This window comes from Pseudomonas sp. SG-MS2 (assembly GCF_009933855.1).
Taxonomy (GTDB): Bacteria; Pseudomonadota; Gammaproteobacteria; order Pseudomonadales; family Pseudomonadaceae; genus Aquipseudomonas; species Aquipseudomonas putida_E.
Window position 1 is genome coordinate 1 of record NZ_MOMO01000214.1, and the last position, 19,603, is coordinate 19,603.

The window sequence follows — 19,603 nt, forward strand, 5'->3', positions numbered from 1 at the left end:
TGGAAGACATGCTGATTTCCCATGGCATCTACAACCTGATCATCTTCGTGCTGGCCATCTATATCGGCTACCACGTGGTCTGGAACGTGACCCCGGCACTGCACACACCCCTGATGGCGGTCACCAACGCCATCTCGGCCATCGTCATCGTCGGCGCCATGCTGGCTGCTGCGCTGACCGTGACCCCGGCCGGCAAGCTGATGGGCACCCTGGCGGTGGCCCTGGCTGCGGTCAACGTGTTCGGTGGCTTCCTGGTCACCCGTCGCATGCTTGAGATGTTCAAGAAGAAAACCAAGAACGAGGCGCAGAAGTAAGCATGAGCATGAATCTGGTAACGCTCCTCTATCTCGTCGCCTCGGTCTGCTTCATTCAGGCGCTCAAGGGCCTGTCGCACCCGACCACGTCGCGGCGCGGCAACCTGTTCGGCATGATCGGCATGGGGATCGCGATCCTCACCACGGTTGGCCTCATCTATAAGCTTGGGGCAGAGCTGGCAACTGCCGGGATTGGCTACGTCATCGTCGGCCTGCTGGTCGGCGGTACCGCGGGCTCGATCATGGCCAAGCGCGTAGAAATGACCAAGATGCCGGAGCTGGTCGCCTTCATGCACAGCATGATCGGCCTGGCGGCGGTATTCATTGCCATCGCGGCAGTACTCGAGCCGCAATCGATGGGCATTGTCGCCAGCATCAGCGACCCGATCCCCACCGGTAACCGCCTGGAGCTGTTCCTTGGCGCTGCCATCGGTGCAATCACTTTCTCCGGTTCCGTGATCGCGTTCGGCAAGCTGTCGGGCAAGTACAAGTTCCGCCTGTTCCAAGGCGCACCGGTACAGTTCGCCGGCCAGCACAAGCTGAACCTGATTCTGGGCCTGACCACGATTGCCCTGGGCCTGCTGTTCACCTTCACCGGCCACTACAGCGCCTTCACCTTGATGCTGGTCCTGGCCTTCATCATGGGTGTACTGATCATTATCCCGATCGGCGGTGCAGACATGCCGGTGGTGGTGTCGATGCTCAATAGCTATTCGGGTTGGGCGGCGGCCGGTATCGGCTTCTCGCTGAACAACTCGATGCTGATCATCGCCGGCTCCCTGGTGGGCTCCAGCGGTGCGATCCTCTCGTACATCATGTGCAAAGCGATGAATCGCTCGTTCTTCAACGTCATCCTCGGCGGCTTCGGCGGGGATACCGATACCGGCGCAGCGCAAGGCTCGAAAGAGCAGCGCCCGGTGAAGTCTGGCTCGGCTGACGACGCGACCTTCCTGCTGAGCAACGCCGACACGGTGATCATCGTACCCGGCTACGGACTGGCGGTAGCCCGTGCCCAGCACGCGCTCAAGGAGCTGACCGAGAAGCTGACCCACAACGGCGTGACCGTGAAGTACGCGATCCACCCGGTGGCAGGGCGCATGCCCGGGCACATGAACGTACTGCTGGCCGAGGCCGAAGTGCCCTACGACCAAGTGTTCGAGATGGAAGACATCAACGCCGAGTTTGGCCAGGCTGACGTAGTGTTGGTGCTGGGCGCCAACGACGTGGTCAACCCGGCGGCGAAGAACGATCCAAAGTCGCCGATCGCGGGCATGCCGATCCTGGAGGCGTACAAAGCCAAGACCATCATCGTCAACAAACGCTCCATGGCCAGCGGCTACGCCGGCCTGGACAACGAACTGTTCTACCTGGACAAGACCATGATGGTGTTCGGTGACGCGAAGAAGGTCATCGAGGATATGGTCAAAGCCGTCGAGTAACCCCGATTCCACCACCCAGTGGACTATAAAGAAGCCCCGGCGAGATCCCTCCCGGGGCTTTTTCATTTTGCTGATCCAGATCAATGGCTCTATTGCGTGGCTCCTCATACGACCATGGTCGCGGGACGGCGCCGGGGTAAATCTCTAGACTGCGCTGCAGTAGCTTCAGTAGCCCGAGATAACAATCCATGTACCGTGATCGTATCCGCTTGTCCTCCCTGCACAGCAAGGTAATGAGTGCGGCTGACGCCGCTGGCCTGATCGAGGACGGCATGACCGTCGGCATGAGCGGGTTCACCCGCGCCGGCGAAGCCAAGGCCGTACCGCATGCCTTGGCCGAACGCGCCAAGCTGTCGCCTCTGAAAATCAGCCTGATGACCGGCGCCAGCCTGGGCAATGACCTGGACAAGCAACTGACCGAGGCTGGCGTGCTGGCGCGCCGCATGCCGTTCCAGGTCGACAGCACCCTGCGCAAAGCCATCAACGACGGTCAGGTGATGTTCATCGACCAGCACCTGTCGGAAACCGTCGAGCAACTGCGCAACCAGCAGCTCAAACTGCCGGACATCGCGGTAATCGAAGCGGTGGCCATTACTGAACAGGGCCACATCGTGCCGACCACTTCGGTGGGCAACTCGGCGAGCTTCGCGATCTTCGCCAAGCAGGTGATTGTCGAGATCAACCTGTCGCACAACGCCAACCTCGAAGGCCTGCACGACATCTATATCCCGACCTATCGCCCAACCCGCACGCCGATCCCGCTGGTGAAAGTGGATGACCGCATCGGCAGCACCGCAATCCCGATCGACCCCGCCAAGATCGTCGGCATCGTCATCAGCGACCAGCCAGATTCGCCCTCCACCGTGCTACCGCCGGACGATGAAACCCAGGCCATCGCCGACCACCTGATCAACTTCCTCAAGAACGAAGTGGATGCAGGCCGCATGACCAACAGGCTCGGCCCGCTGCAAGCCGGCATCGGCAGCATCGCCAACGCGGTGATGTGTGGCCTGATCGAGTCGCCGTTCGAAGACCTGACCATGTACTCCGAAGTACTTCAGGACTCGACCTTCGACCTGATCGACGCTGGCAAGCTGAGTTTTGCCTCGGGCAGCTCCATCACCCTGTCGGGCCGTCGCAATGCCGACGTATTCGGCAACCTGGAGCGCTACAAGGACAAGCTGGTACTGCGCCCGCAGGAGATCTCCAACCACCCTGAAGTCGTGCGCCGCCTTGGCATCATCGGCATCAACACGGCGCTGGAGTTCGACATCTACGGCAACGTCAACTCCACGCACGTCTGTGGCACCCGGATGATGAACGGTATCGGTGGCTCCGGCGATTTCGCCCGTAATGCCCACCTGGCCGTATTCGTCACCAAGTCGATCGCCAAAGGCGGCGCGATCTCCAGCGTGGTGCCTATGGTGAGCCATGTCGACCACACCGAGCACGACGTGGACATCCTGGTGACCGAACAGGGGCTTGCCGACCTGCGGGGCCTCGCGCCACGGGAACGGGCACGGGCGATCATCGATAACTGTGTCCACCCGGATTACCGTGCAGCGCTGAACGACTACTTCGATCGCGCTTGCCTGCGTGGCGGCCACACTCCGCATATCCTGCGTGAGGCGCTGAGCTGGCACGAAAATCTGGAAGAAAGTGGGCGCATGCTCGCCAGGTGATCTGTAGCAGCGGCCTGCCTTTGCCCGAGGCCGCCACGCATTCCGGACGCCATAGCAATACCTCGAGGGCTGCCCTGCAGCCCTTTCTCGGCACAAGCCCGATTCAGCAAGCACTGAATACGATAAAACTGTACTACTGTACCGTTAATTCTCCACGCTCCCGCCTACTCAAAACCATATAAAACCTGAAAAAGCACCATAACGGTGCGGACCAGTACAGTTGCGCCTGTTTCGAGTGCAACAGTAGGGTTACACAGTTAACTGAACCATCGTAATGCAGTAGAACTGTATCTACTGTTATGGACAGCAGAGGAGGATCATTGGCATCAGTTAAACCACTCCCTAGTCCCGCCATAAGCGGAAGGATGAAACATCATGGAACGTACCCTCAGTTCCGGTCTCGTTTTCGAAAACAACGCCCAGCAAACCAACGCTTCGCTGCCGCTGCGCGCGCTCTCTACCCTGCTGCTGTGGCAGCGCCGCATGGCCAGCCGCCGTCAGCTGGCGCGTCTCGATGCCCGCCTGCTGGCCGATGCCGGTATCAGCGAGTCGCAGCGTTACGAAGAGCTGAGCAAGCCGTTCTGGCGCTAAGCACCGGCTCGCCGGCTTCAGCTGGCACCGTGAATCCCAAACCCGTTGCAGGAGACTGCAGCGGGTTTTTTTATGGGGTAACTCTCGGCCACCCTTGAAGCAGAGCCTGCCATCACTGAACCAGTACAATTTTCAATGTATCAAAATAGACCATAACAGTTACCTTGTGCGCCGTTCATTGACATCCATAAATTCCGGCGCGTGATACGCTTGACTGGGCGGTCTGGTAAAAACCAGATGTTCAAAGCCACCGTGACGAACCGTGTGAGCGTCCAATAAGCAGATCCACCCGAATCTTCCCCAGGAGTGCACGACCATGACCCGTAATTACCTGATTGGCGCAGCCCTGCTGCTCGGCTTGGCCGGCACTGCCCACGCCACCAGCTTCATTGTCACTACTGATGCAGTCGTTGGCGCGGTTGCCGCCTCCACCGACGCTACCTCCGATGTGTCCTCGTCTTTCCGTGATGACAAGATCGTTCAGGCCGCTCGCGATGATGCGGCCAGCTACGTGGGCAGCCAGGGCGCCATTCGCGGCGCCAAGCTCGAGAGCGCTTTGCTGCACATCCGCTCGAGCATGCCAGCCCTGCAGGCCAGCGATGCGCAATTGGCCCAGGCCATCCTCGCGATCTGACCCGCTACAGCCCACAAGCGCTGGCCCTGGCCGGTACTTGTGGGCTAGCCTTCGACGTTCCTGTTCCTGTCGTAAGAAAGCCAATGCGTTATCTGTTGCCGCTGCTGTTTTCCGTAGTCGCCATGGGCAGTGCCCATGCCATGGACACCACCACGCAAGGCCTGGTCATCACAGGCTACGTCACCAGCCAAGTCACGACTGCCCCATTCGACCGCAAGCTGGTCAGGCAGGCTCGCGACGATGCCGCAGCCTTCGTCGCCAGCGACGGCCTGATTCACGGAGCACGCCTGGAAGCAGCACTCAAGTCGCTGCGCCATGACGGCGGCCGTCAATCTGTCGGCGACCTTGAACTGGCAGAAGCAATTCTCGTCCAATCACTAAATCTGACTCCCTGCATTTCCGGAGATGCTCCATGCGTAAACCGCTGATCGCCGCTACCCTCGGCATGTTGCTGCTGGCCGACCTGGCCCAGGCACAAACTCTGGTGGCCACCAGCAACATCATCGTGCGGGCCTTTGGCCGCTCGATCGACTTCACCTCTGACACCACCACCTCGATCCGCGACTCCAAGGTCGTGCGTGAAGCCCATGACGATGCCGCCAGCTTCGTCGCCAGCAACGGTGATATTCGTGGCGCCCAGCTTGAGGCCGCCTTCAACACCCTGCGCGAACGCGTGCCTGAAGCGCGCGGCGCCAGCGACCAGGTGCTGGCCGAAGCCATCCTGGCACTGTGAACCGCGTACGTGCCTGGTTGCTCGGCTGCGCCCTGACGCTGCTGGGCACGCCCGCCCTGGCCGGCCTGCAGCTCGAGCTGCAGGCAGCCGGCCTGGCCCCACAGCAGGCTCAAGCCACCCAAGCCCTGCTTGATGAGGCTTTGGCCAAGCTCCCTCCCCGCTTCAAGCAACAGCTCGACCGGCGCATTGAGGTCAGCTGGAGCGACAACATGCCAGCCGATGCCTACGGGCAGGCCTCCTTGGTCTCGACCCTGCAGCTCAACCGGCGCCTGCTGCCCGGCCTGACTGACGGCAGTGCTGCACAGGAGCGCACCAACCGTCCGCATGGCACGGTGCGTGAGGAGTTGCTGGCTACAGTCCTGCACGAACTTACCCACATATACGACCGAGCCCGGCTCTGGCCCAGTGCTGAACATTCGCTGATCGCCCGCTGCAAGCGCCAGCAAGGCACCGTTGGCAAGGTCGGTCTTCCCGAGCAATGCCGCGGCCAGGCCGAGCGCCGCTTTACCCTGAGCGACGACCCGCGCCTGCTCGACCTGGCCGGCTGGCAGCAATACGTCGGCCGCCGCGGTGAGCGCGAACAGCACAATGGCCAGTTCCTGCGCAGCCCCGACAGCTATGAGCTGAGCAGCCCCAAGGAATACATCGCGGTCAACATGGAGTACTTCCTCCTGGACCCGAGCTACGGCTGCCGTCGGCCAGCACTTAATCAGTACCTGGCTGATCATTTCGGCTGGGCGCCCGAGCAGGCAACGTGCGCCAAGGGCTTGCCATTCCTCAACGCCGGCAGCGACTTCGCCCGCCAGCCGTTGGGCGAAATCGACCCGGAACGGGTCTATGAGGTGGACTTTCTCCTGGCCGAGGCCAACCAGAACCTGGTGAGCCGTTGGGGCCACAGCATGCTGCGCCTGGTGATCTGCAAACCCGGCCGCCCTCGCGGGCCAGACTGCCGACTGGACCTCGACCAGCACCTGGTGCTCTCCTACCGTGCCTTCGTCAATGACGTTCAACTGTCCAGCTGGGATGGCCTGGTTGGCGCCTATCCGTCGAGGCTGTTCGTGCTACCGCTGGCCCAAGTGATCGACGAATACACCAAGACCGAACTGCGCAGCCTGGCGTCGGTGCCGTTGAAGCTCAACCGCGACGAAGTTGAAAACCTGGTACGCCAGGCCGCGGAGATGCACTGGAGTTATGACGGCAACTACTGGTTCCTGTCCAACAACTGTGCGGTGGAGTCATTGAAACTGCTGCGCAGCGGCACCGCCAACCCGCGCCTGAATGATCTCGACAGCATCATGCCCAACGGTTTGCTTGCAGTATTGAAGGGCCGGGGGCTGGCCGATACCAGCGTGCTCGACGACCCGCGCGAAGCCTTGCGCCTGGGCTACCGTTTCGACTCGTATCGCGAACGCTATCAAGCGATGTTCGATGTGCTGAAGCAACAGCTGCCAGTCAAGCAGGACAAGGTCGAGGACTGGCTGGCCCAGGACGCCGAACAGCGCCGCGGCTGGTTCTTGCAAGCCGACCTGCGCACCAGCGCCGCCTTGCTTTTGCTGGAACAGGCCAGCCTGCGCCGCCAACTGCTGCTGGCTCAGGATGAAGTGAAGCAGCGCTATCTGAATGCGGCCGCGCTGAAAGATGGCAGTATCAACAAGGCTGACCAGACCCTGAAGCAGATGCTCGCCAACAGTGGCTTCCTCAGCCGCCCGGCCGAACTGCTGGATACAAAGGGATACGGGCTGCCGCAGCCGGATGAGCGCAAGCATCTGGAAAAAGTCAGTAGTGAACGGCAGGCCCAGTTGCTGCGCTTGAGCACTGACCTGGACAGAGAAGTCAGGGCGCTGCTGGAGCCTTCGCGGGCCAAGGAAATTGCTGCGGTCGAGGCCAATGTGAAGCTGATTGGTGAGCACCTGCGGGCGCTGCACAAGGCAGCAGGCGGCCTGCAACTGCCTTGATTGCCCTCCTGGCCCTGTCGCCGGCAATCCGGCGACAGGGCGGGCAATGCCATCCAGAGGCTAGCGTTTTTCCTCTTCCTCTTCAGGCAAACCTTCATCCACATGCAGCCAGGGCAACCGGCTCCCGGTCCAAATGTGCCGCGTGGCCCGCACCCGTTCCGGGTGGTCCAGCGTCGCTACCGTCACATCGATGCTGCCCGGGCTATGCGACGTCACCAACGCCACATGTGCACCACAATCACCGCAGAAGTAGCGCTTGCAACTGGCCGGAGCCACATAGCACTGCGGCCTGCCCGCCACCCATTGGAAACCGGAGCGAGGCACGGTGAGCCAGGTCACCAGCAGGCCGCCGCTGACCCGCCTGCAGATCGAGCAATGGCAATGGGCGATATCCGTCAACTCACCCCTCAAGCAATAGCGCAAGGCGCCGCAATGGCAGCCACCTTCAGTTACATCAGACATCTCCTACCTCCCGTCGCCCTTTTCCTGGCGAAAGCTGGCTGAAAGCTTGCCCCCATAGGATAGCCACCACTACCGGCACAAGACCGGTCAGCCAGGGCACCCGGAATCTTCCGCGCCCGGCCCAATCAACAACAACAATGGTGATTCTGATGTATTCCTGTGCCCGCCCTTTCGCAGTCCCCCCCCGCTTGCTCCCCGCGCAGCGCTCAACGCGCTGATTCGCCCGATCGACTTTCCTTTCGCCGCGCCACGCCTGGAGTATTGCCATGCTGACCTTCCTCGGCTTTGCCATGGTCATCACCTTCATGTACCTGATCATGACCAAGCGCCTGTCGGCCTTGATCGCGCTGATCCTGGTACCGATCCTGTTCGCCCTGTTCGGTGGTTTTTCCGCCAAGATCGGCCCGATGATGCTCGAAGGCATCAGCAAGCTCGCGCCCACCGGCGTCATGCTGATGTTCGCCATCCTTTACTTCGCCCTGATGATCGACTCCGGCCTGTTCGACCCGGCGGTGCGCAAGATCCTCAAGCTGGTCAAGGGCGACCCGCTGAAAGTCTCGGTCGGCACCGCCGTGCTGGCCCTGGTGGTCTCGCTGGACGGTGACGGCGCCACCACCTACATGATCTGCTGCGCCGCCATGCTGCCCCTGTACAGCCGCCTGGGCATGAGCCCGCGGATCATGGCCGGCCTGATCATCCTCGCCGGTGGGGTAATGAACATGACCCCATGGGGCGGCCCTACTGCCCGCGCAGCCAGTGCCCTGCACGTAGACCCTTCGGACATTTTCGTACCGATGATCCCGGCCATGGTCTTTGGCGTGCTGGCGATCCTGGCCATCGCCTACATGTACGGCAAGCGTGAGCGTGCCCGCCTGGGTGAACTGCACCTGCCTACCGACGACATCGATCACAGCGAAATCACCGTGTCGCAGTTCCCCGACGCACGCCGGCCGAAGCTTCTGTGGTTCAACGGTGCGCTCACCGCTGCGCTGATGGCTGCACTGATCGCAGGCCTGCTACCACTGCCGGTGCTGTTCATGATCGCCTTCAGCATCGCCATGATCGTCAACTACCCTTGCCTTCAGCAGCAGAAGGACCGTATTGCCGCCCACGCTGGCAGCGTACTCGCCGTGACCGGGCTGATCTTCGCCGCCGGTATCTTCACCGGCATCCTGTCGGGCACCGGCATGGTCGAGGCCATGTCCAAAAGCTTGCTGGCGGTCATTCCCGAAGCGCTGGGCCCTTACCTGGCGGTGATCACCGCGATCGTGAGCATGCCGTTCACCTTCTTCATGTCCAATGACGCCTTCTATTACGGCGTGCTGCCGGTGCTGGCCGAAGCGGCCAGCCACTACGGCATCAGCCCGGTGGAAATGGCCCGCGCTTCGATCGTCGGCCAGCCGGTACACCTGCTGAGCCCGCTGGTACCCTCGACCTACCTGCTGGTGGCGCTGGCAGGCATCGAATTCGGTGATCATCAGCGCTTCACCCTCAAGTGGGCAGTACTGGTGTGCATGTGCATAATGCTCGCCGCACTGCTGATGGGCATTTTTCCGCTGTTCAGCAGTCTGTAAATAAACGCCTGTCTCCGCAACGCGAAGTGCCCTGTGCAGGGGCGCTTCGCCACTATCGTTCGAAGGAATACACATGGAATGGCTGACCAGCCCGGAAATCTGGGTTGCCTTTTTCACCCTCACTGCGCTTGAGATCGTTCTCGGTATCGACAACATCATCATGATCTCGATTCTGGTCAGCCGCATGCCCAAGCACATGCAGGCGCGCACCCGAATCTTCGGCCTGGCCCTGGCCATGGTCACCCGCATTTTGCTGTTGCTGTCGATCACCTGGGTCATGCGCCTGACTGCCGACCTGTTCGTGGTATTCGGCCAGGGCATCTCGGGCCGCGACCTGATTCTGTTCTTTGGCGGCCTGTTCCTGCTGTGGAAAAGCTCGCAGGAGATCTACCACGGCCTGGAAGGCGAGGACGAAAGCGGTGACGAGCCCAAGGGCAAGGGCGGCACGTTCCTCTTCACCATCATTCAGATCGCCATCATCGACATCGTGTTCTCCCTGGACTCGGTGATCACTGCTGTAGGCATGGTTTCGCATGTGCCGGTGATGGTCGCAGCAATCATCGTTGCAGTACTGGTGATGATGTTGTGCGCCGGTGCCATCAGCAACTTCATCGACAAGCACCCTTCGCTGAAGATGCTTGCGCTTTCGTTCCTGATCGTCGTAGGTACTGTGCTGATCGCCGAATCTTTCGATGTGCACGTGCCCAAGGGCTACGTCTACTTCGCCATGGCGTTCTCCCTGGGGGTGGAGGCCATCAACATCCGCATGCGCACCGCCATGGCGCGCAAGCGCGGCAAGGAGCAAGACGCAGTTAAATTGCGCAAGGACATTCCGGGTCAGTAAGCACCGCGAACGCAGTATTCGAGGGCCCTCATCAGGGCCCTTTTTCATGCCTTGGGTTTCGTGACAGACAGGTTTCAAATACTGGCCGAGCATGCCAAGCTGGCGACAGGCCCGCAAAACAACTAAAGCTTGAGTAAGCACTGGATAAAAACACCCACCCCCGGGCCAGGCTTACCGCTTCACCCATTGGCTCCGCCTTTGGAGCCCGGATAAGAGGGGGGCTACACCATGCTGACCCTGCTCAACCTGCTTTCCGCCGTCGCGTTGCTGGTATGGGGCACGCACATCGTCCGTACCGGCATCCTGAGAGTGTTCGGCTCCAACCTGCGCCGGGTCCTGAGCCAGAACATGAACCGGCGGCCATTGGCATTCATCGCCGGTATCCTGGTCACGGCCGTGGTGCAGAGCAGCAACGCGACCGCCATGCTGGTGACGTCATTCGTGGGTCAGGGCTTGATGGCCATGACCCCGGCCTTGGCAATCATGCTCGGTGCAGATGTCGGCACTGCACTGATGGCCAGGGTGCTTACCCTGGACCTTTCATGGCTCTCGCCGTTGCTGATATTCCTGGGTGTGATCTTTTTTCTGTCGCGCAAGCAAACGCGCGCGGGCCAGCTGGGCCGGGTAGGCATCGGCCTGGGTCTGATCATTCTGGCGCTGGAACTGATCGTTCAGGCGGCCACCCCCATCACCCAGGCTCAGGGTGTGAAAGTACTGTTCGCCTCATTGACCGGAGACATCCTGCTCGATGCTTTGGCTGGCGCAGTGTTCGCCATGGTTTCGTACTCCAGCCTGGCAGCAGTGCTGCTGACCGCTACCCTGGCCGGCGCTGAACTGATCAGCCTGCCAGTGGCCATCGGCCTGGTGGTCGGCGCCAACATCGGCAGCGGGCTGCTGGCGTTTCTCAGCACCAGCATGCAGAACGCCGCGGGCCGGCGAGTGGCCTTGGGAAGCCTGTTGTACAAGCTGATCGGCCTGGTGCTGATCATTCCGGTGCTCAATCCACTGGTGGCGTGGATGGACTCGCTGAGCTTCAGCCCACAGGAGCTGGTGATCGGCTTCCACCTGCTCTACAACACGCTGCGTTGCCTGGTCCTGCTGCCCACCGTCAAGCCCATGGGGCGCCTGTGCAACTGCTTGTTGCCGGAGCGCGAGAACGGTAACGGCCAAGTGCGCCCACGCCACCTGGACGCCTCGGCACTCACCACACCCAGCCTGGCCTTGGCCAATGCTGCCCGCGAAACGTTGCGCCTGGGCGATATCGTCGACAGCCTGCTCGAGGCCATGCTCAACGCCCTGCGCGGCACCCAGACCGCCCTCCCACAGCAGGTCCGTGCCCTGGGCGAAGATGCCGAAGCGCTGTACAGCGCCATCAAACTGTACCTGGCCCAAATGCCCCGGGAAGACCTCAGCGATCAGGACAACAGGCGCTGGGCCGAAATCATCGAACTGGCGATCAACCTCAAGCTGGCCTGTGACCTGGTCGAACGCATGCTGCGCAAGGTCCAACAGCAGAAGACCAGCCAACGCCGGGAGTTTTCCCAGGTCGGCCTGCAAGAGCTGGCCGGCCTGCAAGAGCAATTGCTGACCAACCTGCGCCTGGGCCTTTCGGTATTTCTCAGCGCCGACCCAGAGAGCGCACGCTTGCTGTTGCGGGAAAAACGCCGCTTCCGTGCCCAGGAAAGACGCCTGGCCCATGCCCATGTCAGCCGCCTGCAACGCAAGGTAGTGCAAAGTATCGAGACCAGTTCGCTACACTTGGAGCTGATCGCTGACATGAAGCGGTTGAACTCTTTGTTCTGCAGCAGTGCCTATGTGGTACTGGGTGGCTCGGACACCGGCGGGCTAATGCTCGACAGTGTGCCGGACGAAGCCCGCCTACCCTGATCTCGCCTACCTGGAGACCCAAGCTCGCCCATGCGTTGCCTGACCTTCGTTTGCCTGCTGATCTGTAGCCTGCACTCCTTCGCCCTCGATCGTTCGCGGGTCGAGGGCTACCTGCTGCCCAACGGTCTGCAGGTTATTCTTAAATCCGGCTACGAACGCGATCATGTGGCGATCCGCCTGGTGGTGGGTGTGGGCCTGGACGACTTCGACTGCGAGCAGAAAGAGCTGCCGCACCTGCTCGAGCACTTGCTGTTCAGCGGCATCGACGAGACCGGTGAGGGCGGCCTGGAAGAGCGCCTGCAGGCTTTGGGTGGCGAATGGAATGCCTTCACCAGCAGCGCCGACACCACCTTCGTCATCGAGGCCCCGGCGCGCAACCAGCGCAAAGTGCTCGACCTGCTGCTGGCGGTACTGCGCGACACCCGCATCGACGCCAAGGCGTTGGCCACGGCCAAGCGCATCATCGAACGTGAAGACGGCGGCCACTACGGCCACCTGCAACGCTGGCTCGACCGCCAGGACATCGGCCATCCGGCCAGCGATCAGTTGGCAACCGAACTGGGCCTCAAATGCCCGGAACGCTCCAACCTCGATGGCATGATGCTTGAGCAGGTGCAGGCCCTGCGTGATCGCTGGTACGCCGCCAACAACATGACCTTGATCATGGTTGGCGGCCTCGATCGGCTGCTGCCGGCCTACCTGGAGCGCACCTACGGCGAGCTGCCCGCCACCGAGCCGCAGGAGCGGCGCAACCTGGAAAGCATCAGCCAGCAGGCCGAACAGCGACGCGACCTGACCCGTGGTTTTCTGGGCGACAGCGTCAAACTGCACTGGTTGTTCATCGAGCCGGTCCTGGACAACGACCACCAGTCGACCCTCGACCTGCTCTCACGCTATCTGGACTGGGCCCTGTACGACCAGTTGCGCCTGCGTAACGGCCTGTCCTATGGGCCTTCGGCACAACGCGAAAGCTTTGGTGACAGCGGCCTGCTCAGCCTGAACGCTGACCTTGAGCGCGACGACGTCGACGAGGCGGTCAAGGTGATGCAGAAACTGTTCGACCACTTGCGCGAGGACGGCCTTGATCCGGATACATTCGCCCGTATCAAGGAGGCCGCCGTCGCCAAGGAAAGCTGGAGCACCCAGGGCAACAGCGCGCTGGCCGATTACTACTGGGGGGCACTCAACGCCTACAGCAACGGGCGCTTTGCCGACCCGGCCCGACAGCTGCGACAGGTCAGCCTGGAGCAGGCCAACGAGGCGCTGAAGGCATTGCTCAAGGATGAGGGTTATCTGCGCATCGAGAAGCCGTTGCTTGGGTATGACGAGCTGTATGGACTGATTGCGCTGCTACTGGGGGTGATCCTGGCTGCCGGGCTGCTACGTCGCCGGCGTACTTCACCCCAACCACCGAGCGGTGCTACACGGCAGCGGTGATTCGGCGGTATCCTTTCGCCAGTACCGGCCTCTTCGCGGGTTTACCCGCAGCGGCGCGGCACAGTCACCCTATCACTCTGTTGTATACCCATGCCCCCTATTCCCCATATCGTCCAGCGCGTCATCGAACTGCTCAAACGCTACCCCGGCATCATCGCGCTCGGCGGTTTCCTCTCCGGTATCGGCAGCTTCATTCTGGTCGACCGCCAGGCCAGCCTGGCCAGCTGGGTCGCCATTCTCATGCTGGTGAGCTGGATCTGGCTGATGCTGGAGAACACCCTGACAGGCCTGTTCGCCCGTACCTTCAAACGGGAAATTCCTCAGCCGCTGCTGCGCTACGCGACGCAGATGATCCACCAGGAAAGCCTGTTCTTCGTACTGCCGTTCTTTTTCATCACCACCACCTGGAACAGTGGCCAACTGGTATTCACCGGCCTGCTCGGTGCCGCCGGGCTGGTCTCGATCATCGACCCGCTGTACTACAAGTGGCTGGCACCGCGGCGCTGGCTGTTCATGGCGCTGCACACCCTCACCCTGTTCGCCGCGCTGTTGACGGCCCTGCCGATCATCCTGCACCTGACCACCGCGCAAAGCTTCAAGCTGGCACTGGTTGCAGCCATGGTGCTGTCGTTCCCGAGCCTGGCCAGCAGTTTCCCGATCAACACCTGGCGCCGTGGCGTGGCGCTGGTACTGGTGACCCTGGCGGTCGGCGGGGGCGGTTGGTTACTGCGCTCGTGGGTCCCACCGGCCACCCTGTGGATGACCGAAGTGGCGGTCAGCACTGAGGTATTGAACCGCCAGCCCGGCGAATCGCTGGATGAAGTTGCCGCCAGCCGCATTCGCAGCAGCGGCCTGTATGCCTACACCGCCATCAACGCACCGCGCGGCCTCAACGAGCGCATCTACCATGTGTGGCAGAAGGACGGCAAGGAAGTGGACCGTATCGCCCTGGATATCCATGGCGGGCGCAAGGAAGGCTACCGTGCGTGGACCCACAAGCAGAACTTCCCGCCAAACCCCGCAGGTAAATGGCAGGTGCGCGTGCTGACCGAAGATGGCCAAGTGATCGGTGTGCTGCGCTTCAAGGTGGTAGACGACGCGCCGGCGAAGTAAGCGCTCCTGTGGGGGCCGGCTTGCCGGCGATTGGGCCGCAACGCGGCCCCAACAGCACTCAGCACATTTCAACAAACCCCGCCATGCCTGCTGCGCTATGATCAGCCTCTACGCCTGTCAGATGCATGGAGCCTATGACCACCCCCAGCGCCACTCTGGACACCAGCAGCCAACCGGCCTGCCTGCGCATTGCCGGTGACTGGACCCTGGCCCACTACGCCAGCCTCAAGCGCGACAGCGAACACCTGCGCACCCAATACGGCGCCGACGCCGTAGCCGATCTCAGCCAACTGGGCCAGCTCGATACCGCCGGTGCCTCGCTACTGGCTGAGCTGCTGGGCTCTGAGCGCCTGTCGCACTGCACTCAACAGCTGCCCGCTGCCAGCCGCGCCCTGCTCAAGAACGTCTACTGCTCGGTTCAGGACTACTGCATCCCGGTAAAGGAACCCGAGCGCCCTGTGCTGCTCCTGCTGCTGGAGCGCATCGGCCGCGCGGTCAATACGTTGTGGCAAGACACCCTGCAGTTGCTCGGCTTCATCGGCCTGATCCTGGAGACCCTGCTGCGCCGGGCCTTGCAACCGCATCGCTGGCGGCTCACCCCGGTTGTCTCGCATATCGAGCAGACAGGTCTGGACGCCGCGCCTATCGTCGCGTTGCTGACGTTTCTGGTGGGCGCGGTGGTCGCCTTCCTCGGGGCGACCGTGCTGGCCGATTTCGGCGCAACCGTATTCACCGTCGACCTGGTGGCGTTCTCGTTCCTGCGCGAATTCGCCGTGTTGCTGACTGCCATCCTGATGGCCGGCCGCACAGCCAGTGCCTTTACTGCCCAGATCGGCTCGATGAAGGCCAACGAGGAGATCGACGCCATCCGTACCCTGGGCCTGAACCCGATCGAACTGCTGGTCGTACCCCGGGTGCTGGCACTGCTGATCTCGCTGCCGCTGCTGACCTTCGTCGCGATGATCTGCGGCATCGTCGGCGGTGCTGTGGTGTGCGCGCTTTCACTGGATATTTCGCCGGCCATGTTCCTCTCGCTGCTGCAAAGCGATATTGGCGTGCAGCACTTTCTCGTCGGCCTGGCCAAGGCACCTTTCTTCGCTTTCCTGATCGCGGCCATTGGCTGCCTGGAAGGCTTCAAGGTCAGCGGCAGCGCTGAGTCGGTAGGCGCCCATACCACCTCCAGCGTGGTTCAGTCGATCTTCGTGGTCATCGTGCTCGACGCAGTGGCTGCGCTGTTCTGCATGGAGATGGGCTGGTGAGTACCCCGGAAGCAGTGATCCAGGCGCGGGGCATCTGCAACCGCTTCGGCAGCCAGAGCGTGCACGAAAACCTCGATCTGGACCTTTACCGCGGTGAAATCCTGGCCGTGGTTGGCGGTTCGGGCAGCGGCAAGTCGGTGCTGTTACGCAGCATCATAGGGCTACGGCTGCCGAATGAAGGCCAGATCAAAGTGTTTGGCCAGAACCTGGCCGGCCTGCATGAAGAGCAACGCTCATTGGTCGAACGGCGCTTTGGCGTGTTGTTTCAGAAGGGTGCGCTGTTCTCCTCGCTGACCGTCACCGAGAACGTCGCATTGCCACTGATCGAGCATGCAGGCCTGTCGCGCGCCGATGCAGAGCACCTGGCCGGGGTGAAGCTGGCCTTGGCCGGCCTGCCGATTTCGGCCGCAGACAAATACCCCTCTTCACTGTCTGGCGGCATGATCAAGCGCGCCGCACTTGCCCGCGCACTGGCCCTGGACCCGGACATCCTGTTCCTTGACGAACCCACTGCCGGCCTCGACCCGATCGGCGCCGCCGCCTTCGACCAACTGATCCTCACCCTGCGCGACGCCCTGGGCCTGAGCGTGTTCCTCATCACCCACGATCTGGACACGCTCTACACCATCACTGACCGCATCGCGGTACTGTCGCAGAAGAAGGTGCTGGTGGCAGGCCCGCTGGCCCAAGTCGAACAGACCGACGACCCGTGGATTCACGATTACTTTCACGGCCCACGCGGACGGGCGGCTGAACAGGCCGCCAACCGTGCCGGGCAGGAGCGCTGAACGATGGAAACCCGAGCTCATCACGTCCTCATCGGCCTGGTCACCGTGCTGGTGGTGGCCGGTGCCATGCTGTTTGGCCTGTGGCTGACCAAGTCCAGCGTCGACGACGCCTTCAAGGACTACGAAGTGATCTTCAACGAAGCCGTCTCCGGGCTGTCCCGCGGCAGCCCCGTGCAATACAACGGCATCAAGGTCGGTGACGTGACCAGCCTGCGCCTGGACCCCAAGGACCCGCGCCGGGTGCTGGCCCGGGTTCGCCTGAGCGGCGATACCCCGGTCAAGGAAGACACCCAGGCGAAACTGACCCTCGCCGGCGTCACTGGCAACTCATTCATCCAGCTCAGCGGCGGCACTCCGAAAAGCCCAGAGCTCAAGGGCAAAGACGGCAAGTTGCCCGTGATAATCGCCTCGCCCTCCCCCATCTCGCAGCTACTCAATGACAGCAGCGACCTGGTCACCAACATCAACCTGCTGCTGCACAATGCGAACCAGATGTTCTCGGAAAACAATATCGACCGCCTGAGCAACACCCTGGCCAATCTGGAACAGACCACCAGTGCGTTCGCCAACCACAAAGGCGGCATTTCCCAGGCCATAGAACAGCTGGCCCAGGTCGGCAAACAGGCCAACGCCACGCTGGCCGAAACCCAAGCGCTGATGCGCAATGCCAACAGCCTGCTCGGCACCCAGGGCAAACAGGCCATCGGCAGCGCCGAGCAGGCCATGCAATCGCTGGCCGCCAGCACTGCGACCATCAACAGCCTGCTCAATGACAACCGCCAGTCCATCGACGACGGCGCGCAAGGCCTCAACCAGCTGACACCGGCCATCCGCGAACTGCGTGAAACCCTCAACTCACTCAAGGGCATTTCCCGACGCCTGGAAGCCGACCCGAGCGGCTACCTGCTTGGCCGCGACAACAACAAGGAGTTCCAGCCATGAAGCTGTCGCTGCGCCTGCTGGCCCTGACGGCCGCGCTGAGCCTGTCTGCCGCCTGCTCGATCCTGCCCCAGAGCGAGCCTGTGGATATCTACCGGCTGCCGGTCAACCAGGCCAGCCACAGCGCGACCCCGGTGCCATGGTCGTTACGCTTGAACAAGCCGCTGGCAAGCGAAGTGCTGGCCGGGCCACGCATCGCTGTGATCCCCAAGGGCGATGTGGTCAGCAGCTACAAAGGCGCCCGCTGGAGCGACCCGGCGCCGTTGCTGTTACGCAACCGCCTGCTCGATGGCTTCCAGCGCGACGGGCGTGTACAGCGTCTGAGCGCCGACGACAGCAACCTGCAGGCCGACTATGAACTGGCCGGTGAACTGCAGGCATTTCAGAGCGAGTACCGGCCAACCGGTACGGTGGAGGTAGTGATCCGCTATGACGTGCGTCTGGTTCAGGGGCGCAGCCAGCGAATCCTTGCCAGCAAGCGTTTCGAGGTGCGTCAGCCGCTGGCAGATACGCAGGTTTCGGCCGTGGTGGCCGGCTTCGGCATGGCCAACGATCAACTCGCCGCGCAGGTGGTGAACTGGACCGTCGCGCAAAGCGCTCAGGCTCAGGCAAAGAACCAGTAGCAGACCAGGATGGCCGCAATGACACCGGACAGTTCGGCCAGCAAGGCGCAACCTACGGCATGGCGCACGCGCTGGATGCCGACAGCACCGAAATACACCGCCAGCACGTAGAACGTGGTTTCGGTGCTGCCCTGAACGGTAGCGGCTACCAGTGCCGGGAAGCTGTCCACGCCGTGGGTCTGCATGGTCTCGATCAGCATCGCCCGCGCCGCACTGCCGGAGAACGGCTTGACCAATGCGGTCGGCAGGCCCTCGACGAACCGGGTGTCCATACCCATCCAACTTACCGCGTGACGAATGCCATCCAAGGCCAGCTCAAGGGCCCCGGAGGCGCGCAGCACACCAACGGCTACCAGCATGGCCACCAGGTAGGGCAGCAGGCTCTTGGCCACGTCGAACCCTTCCTTGGCGCCTTCGACAAAGGCCTCATACACCTTCACCCGCTTCAGCGCACCGATCACCAGGAACAGCATGATCACACCAAACAGCGTGAGGTTGCCCAGGACAGACGACAGGCTGGCCAGCGCAGCAGCCGACAGGGTACCGAGGAAGGCCATGAAGCCGCCCAGCAGCAGAGCACCCGGGATCATGTAGGCCAACACCACCGGGTCCCACAGGCGCAAGCGCTGCATCACCGCCACTGACAGCAGGCCGACCAGGGTCGAAACGCTGGTCGCCAGCAGGATCGGCAGGAACACCAGGGTCGGGTCAGTAGCCCCTTGCTGGGCGCGGTACATGAAGATGGTGACCGGCAGCAGGGTCAGCGATGAGGCATTGAGCACCAGAAACAGGATTTGCGCGTTGCTCGCGGTGGTGCTGCTGGGGTTGAGCTCCTGCAGGGCGCGCATGGCTTTCAGGCCGATCGGCGTAGCGGCGTTGTCCAGGCCCAGGCCGTTGGCAGCAAAGTTCATGGTGATCAGGCCCAGTGCCGGGTGGCCCGGTGGCACTTGCGGCATCAGCCGGGCGAACAGCGGGCCGAGCACTTTGGCCAGCCATTCCACGATACCGGCCTTTTCCGCGATCTTGAGGAACCCCAGCCAGAGGGTAAGGGTGCCGAACAGCAGGATCATGACTTCGACCGAGAGCTTGGCCATGGCGAAGATGCTCTCGACCATCGCGGCGAAAATGCCGGCGTTGCCGCCCACCAGCCATTGGGCCAGGGCCGATACGGCCGCCACCAGGAAAAAGCCAAGCCAAAGGCCGTTGAGCATCCGTGTGTTCCCCCTCAAAAGTGCCTGAATGATAACGCACCAACGGCTGCTTTAGCCTGCGCTGGCCACATCGCAGGTTCGCTGGCGATGAGGCCCTTACAGACAGCAAAAAGCCCCG

The 19,603-nt window shown here is 62.1% G+C and carries 19 protein-coding genes; 17 read left to right on the plus strand and 2 right to left on the minus strand.

Annotated elements, in window-relative coordinates; translation table 11 throughout:
- Positions 1 to 8: 8 nt before the first annotated feature.
- The 8 genes from BLX42_RS17655 (at position 9) to BLX42_RS17690 (ending at position 7,348) form a co-directional block, all read left to right on the plus strand.
- Positions 9 to 314, plus strand: a complete 306-nt coding sequence (locus tag BLX42_RS17655) for an NAD(P) transhydrogenase subunit alpha (protein WP_039604736.1) — start codon at positions 9 to 11, stop codon at positions 312 to 314.
- Between the two features lie 2 nt (positions 315 to 316).
- Positions 317 to 1,753 (plus strand): NAD(P)(+) transhydrogenase (Re/Si-specific) subunit beta, encoded by a 1,437-nt coding sequence (locus tag BLX42_RS17660; protein WP_042111833.1) that lies wholly within the window; start codon positions 317 to 319, stop codon positions 1,751 to 1,753.
- A 188-nt stretch (positions 1,754 to 1,941) separates the two neighbouring features.
- Complete coding sequence (locus BLX42_RS17665; protein ID WP_161872282.1) at positions 1,942 to 3,435, plus strand: acetyl-CoA hydrolase/transferase family protein; 1,494 nt, start codon at positions 1,942 to 1,944, stop codon at positions 3,433 to 3,435.
- Between the two features lie 375 nt (positions 3,436 to 3,810).
- Positions 3,811 to 4,026 (plus strand): DUF1127 domain-containing protein, encoded by a 216-nt coding sequence (locus BLX42_RS17670; protein WP_012316827.1) that lies wholly within the window; start codon positions 3,811 to 3,813, stop codon positions 4,024 to 4,026.
- A 316-nt stretch (positions 4,027 to 4,342) separates the two neighbouring features.
- Positions 4,343 to 4,660, plus strand: coding sequence for a DUF2388 domain-containing protein (locus BLX42_RS17675; protein ID WP_046786715.1), 318 nt, complete (start codon positions 4,343 to 4,345; stop codon positions 4,658 to 4,660).
- Between the two features lie 83 nt (positions 4,661 to 4,743).
- Positions 4,744 to 5,088 (plus strand): DUF2388 domain-containing protein, encoded by a 345-nt coding sequence (locus tag BLX42_RS17680; protein ID WP_046786716.1) that lies wholly within the window; start codon positions 4,744 to 4,746, stop codon positions 5,086 to 5,088.
- Entirely contained in the window at positions 5,073 to 5,393 is a 321-nt protein-coding gene (locus BLX42_RS17685; RefSeq protein ID WP_012316830.1) for a DUF2388 domain-containing protein, read from the plus strand. Before BLX42_RS17680 ends, BLX42_RS17685 begins: the two co-directional genes overlap by 16 nt.
- Positions 5,390 to 7,348: a DUF4105 domain-containing protein gene (locus BLX42_RS17690; RefSeq protein WP_161872283.1), complete on the plus strand. Its 1,959-nt coding sequence runs from the start codon at positions 5,390 to 5,392 to the stop codon at positions 7,346 to 7,348. The genes BLX42_RS17685 and BLX42_RS17690 overlap by 4 nt, the downstream gene beginning before the upstream one ends.
- 60 nt (positions 7,349 to 7,408) lie before the next feature.
- Here BLX42_RS17690 and BLX42_RS17695 read toward each other — a convergent pair whose 3' ends face one another.
- Complete coding sequence (locus BLX42_RS17695; RefSeq protein ID WP_161872284.1) at positions 7,409 to 7,810, minus strand: GFA family protein; 402 nt, start codon at positions 7,808 to 7,810, stop codon at positions 7,409 to 7,411.
- Positions 7,811 to 8,076: 266 nt separating this feature from the next.
- Between BLX42_RS17695 and BLX42_RS17700 the strand changes: the two genes are divergently transcribed.
- The 9 genes from BLX42_RS17700 (at position 8,077) to BLX42_RS17740 (ending at position 18,274) form a co-directional block, all read left to right on the plus strand.
- Positions 8,077 to 9,384, plus strand: coding sequence for a CitMHS family transporter (locus BLX42_RS17700; protein WP_012316833.1), 1,308 nt, complete (start codon positions 8,077 to 8,079; stop codon positions 9,382 to 9,384).
- Positions 9,385 to 9,457: 73 nt separating this feature from the next.
- Positions 9,458 to 10,228, plus strand: a complete 771-nt coding sequence (locus tag BLX42_RS17705) for a TerC family protein (RefSeq protein WP_012316834.1) — start codon at positions 9,458 to 9,460, stop codon at positions 10,226 to 10,228.
- A gap of 228 nt (positions 10,229 to 10,456) precedes the next feature.
- On the plus strand, positions 10,457 to 12,115 hold the full coding sequence (locus BLX42_RS17710; RefSeq protein ID WP_046786720.1) for a Na/Pi cotransporter family protein: 1,659 nt from the start codon (positions 10,457 to 10,459) through the stop codon (positions 12,113 to 12,115).
- 30 nt (positions 12,116 to 12,145) lie between these two features.
- A complete protein-coding gene (locus tag BLX42_RS17715; protein ID WP_161872285.1) occupies positions 12,146 to 13,552 on the plus strand; it encodes a pitrilysin family protein in 1,407 nt (468 codons plus the stop codon).
- 90 nt (positions 13,553 to 13,642) lie between these two features.
- Positions 13,643 to 14,665, plus strand: coding sequence for a DUF5924 family protein (locus tag BLX42_RS17720; RefSeq protein ID WP_046786722.1), 1,023 nt, complete (start codon positions 13,643 to 13,645; stop codon positions 14,663 to 14,665).
- Positions 14,666 to 14,790: 125 nt separating this feature from the next.
- The gene (locus BLX42_RS17725) at positions 14,791 to 15,924 is read left to right on the plus strand and encodes an ABC transporter permease (protein ID WP_046786723.1); all 1,134 of its coding nucleotides are present in this window, start codon (positions 14,791 to 14,793) and stop codon (positions 15,922 to 15,924) included.
- Positions 15,921 to 16,712 carry an ABC transporter ATP-binding protein gene (locus BLX42_RS17730; RefSeq protein WP_115273168.1) on the plus strand — a complete coding sequence of 264 codons (792 nt, stop codon included), beginning with the start codon at positions 15,921 to 15,923 and terminating at the stop codon, positions 16,710 to 16,712. Before BLX42_RS17725 ends, BLX42_RS17730 begins: the two co-directional genes overlap by 4 nt.
- Before the next feature lie 3 nt (positions 16,713 to 16,715).
- Positions 16,716 to 17,654, plus strand: a complete 939-nt coding sequence (locus BLX42_RS17735) for an MlaD family protein (RefSeq protein WP_046786725.1) — start codon at positions 16,716 to 16,718, stop codon at positions 17,652 to 17,654.
- Positions 17,651 to 18,274, plus strand: a complete 624-nt coding sequence (locus BLX42_RS17740) for an ABC-type transport auxiliary lipoprotein family protein (protein ID WP_161872286.1) — start codon at positions 17,651 to 17,653, stop codon at positions 18,272 to 18,274. The genes BLX42_RS17735 and BLX42_RS17740 overlap by 4 nt, the downstream gene beginning before the upstream one ends.
- Here the strand turns inward: BLX42_RS17740 and BLX42_RS17745 are convergent.
- On the minus strand, positions 18,256 to 19,485 hold the full coding sequence (locus tag BLX42_RS17745; RefSeq protein ID WP_012316842.1) for a nucleoside recognition domain-containing protein: 1,230 nt from the start codon (positions 19,483 to 19,485) through the stop codon (positions 18,256 to 18,258). The genes BLX42_RS17740 and BLX42_RS17745 overlap by 19 nt on opposite strands.
- Positions 19,486 to 19,603: the final 118 nt, after the last annotated feature.

Excerpts from the sequence above, each read along its gene's own strand:
- BLX42_RS17655 (WP_039604736.1), top strand. The coding sequence starts at position 9 with ATGCTGATTTCCCATGGCATCTACAACCTGATCATCTTCGTGCTGGCC.
- BLX42_RS17660 (WP_042111833.1), top strand. The coding sequence starts at position 317 with ATGAGCATGAATCTGGTAACGCTCCTCTATCTCGTCGCCTCGGTCTGC.
- BLX42_RS17665 (WP_161872282.1), top strand. The coding sequence starts at position 1,942 with ATGTACCGTGATCGTATCCGCTTGTCCTCCCTGCACAGCAAGGTAATG.
- BLX42_RS17670 (WP_012316827.1), top strand. The coding sequence starts at position 3,811 with ATGGAACGTACCCTCAGTTCCGGTCTCGTTTTCGAAAACAACGCCCAG.
- BLX42_RS17675 (WP_046786715.1), top strand. The coding sequence starts at position 4,343 with ATGACCCGTAATTACCTGATTGGCGCAGCCCTGCTGCTCGGCTTGGCC.
- BLX42_RS17680 (WP_046786716.1), top strand. The coding sequence starts at position 4,744 with ATGCGTTATCTGTTGCCGCTGCTGTTTTCCGTAGTCGCCATGGGCAGT.
- BLX42_RS17685 (WP_012316830.1), top strand. The coding sequence starts at position 5,073 with ATGCGTAAACCGCTGATCGCCGCTACCCTCGGCATGTTGCTGCTGGCC.
- BLX42_RS17695 (WP_161872284.1), bottom strand. The coding sequence starts at position 7,810 with ATGTCTGATGTAACTGAAGGTGGCTGCCATTGCGGCGCCTTGCGCTAT.
- BLX42_RS17700 (WP_012316833.1), top strand. The coding sequence starts at position 8,077 with ATGCTGACCTTCCTCGGCTTTGCCATGGTCATCACCTTCATGTACCTG.
- BLX42_RS17705 (WP_012316834.1), top strand. The coding sequence starts at position 9,458 with ATGGAATGGCTGACCAGCCCGGAAATCTGGGTTGCCTTTTTCACCCTC.
- BLX42_RS17710 (WP_046786720.1), top strand. The coding sequence starts at position 10,457 with ATGCTGACCCTGCTCAACCTGCTTTCCGCCGTCGCGTTGCTGGTATGG.
- BLX42_RS17715 (WP_161872285.1), top strand. The coding sequence starts at position 12,146 with ATGCGTTGCCTGACCTTCGTTTGCCTGCTGATCTGTAGCCTGCACTCC.
- BLX42_RS17720 (WP_046786722.1), top strand. The coding sequence starts at position 13,643 with ATGCCCCCTATTCCCCATATCGTCCAGCGCGTCATCGAACTGCTCAAA.
- BLX42_RS17725 (WP_046786723.1), top strand. The coding sequence starts at position 14,791 with ATGGAGCCTATGACCACCCCCAGCGCCACTCTGGACACCAGCAGCCAA.
- BLX42_RS17735 (WP_046786725.1), top strand. The coding sequence starts at position 16,716 with ATGGAAACCCGAGCTCATCACGTCCTCATCGGCCTGGTCACCGTGCTG.
- BLX42_RS17740 (WP_161872286.1), top strand. The coding sequence starts at position 17,651 with ATGAAGCTGTCGCTGCGCCTGCTGGCCCTGACGGCCGCGCTGAGCCTG.
- BLX42_RS17745 (WP_012316842.1), bottom strand. The coding sequence starts at position 19,485 with ATGCTCAACGGCCTTTGGCTTGGCTTTTTCCTGGTGGCGGCCGTATCG.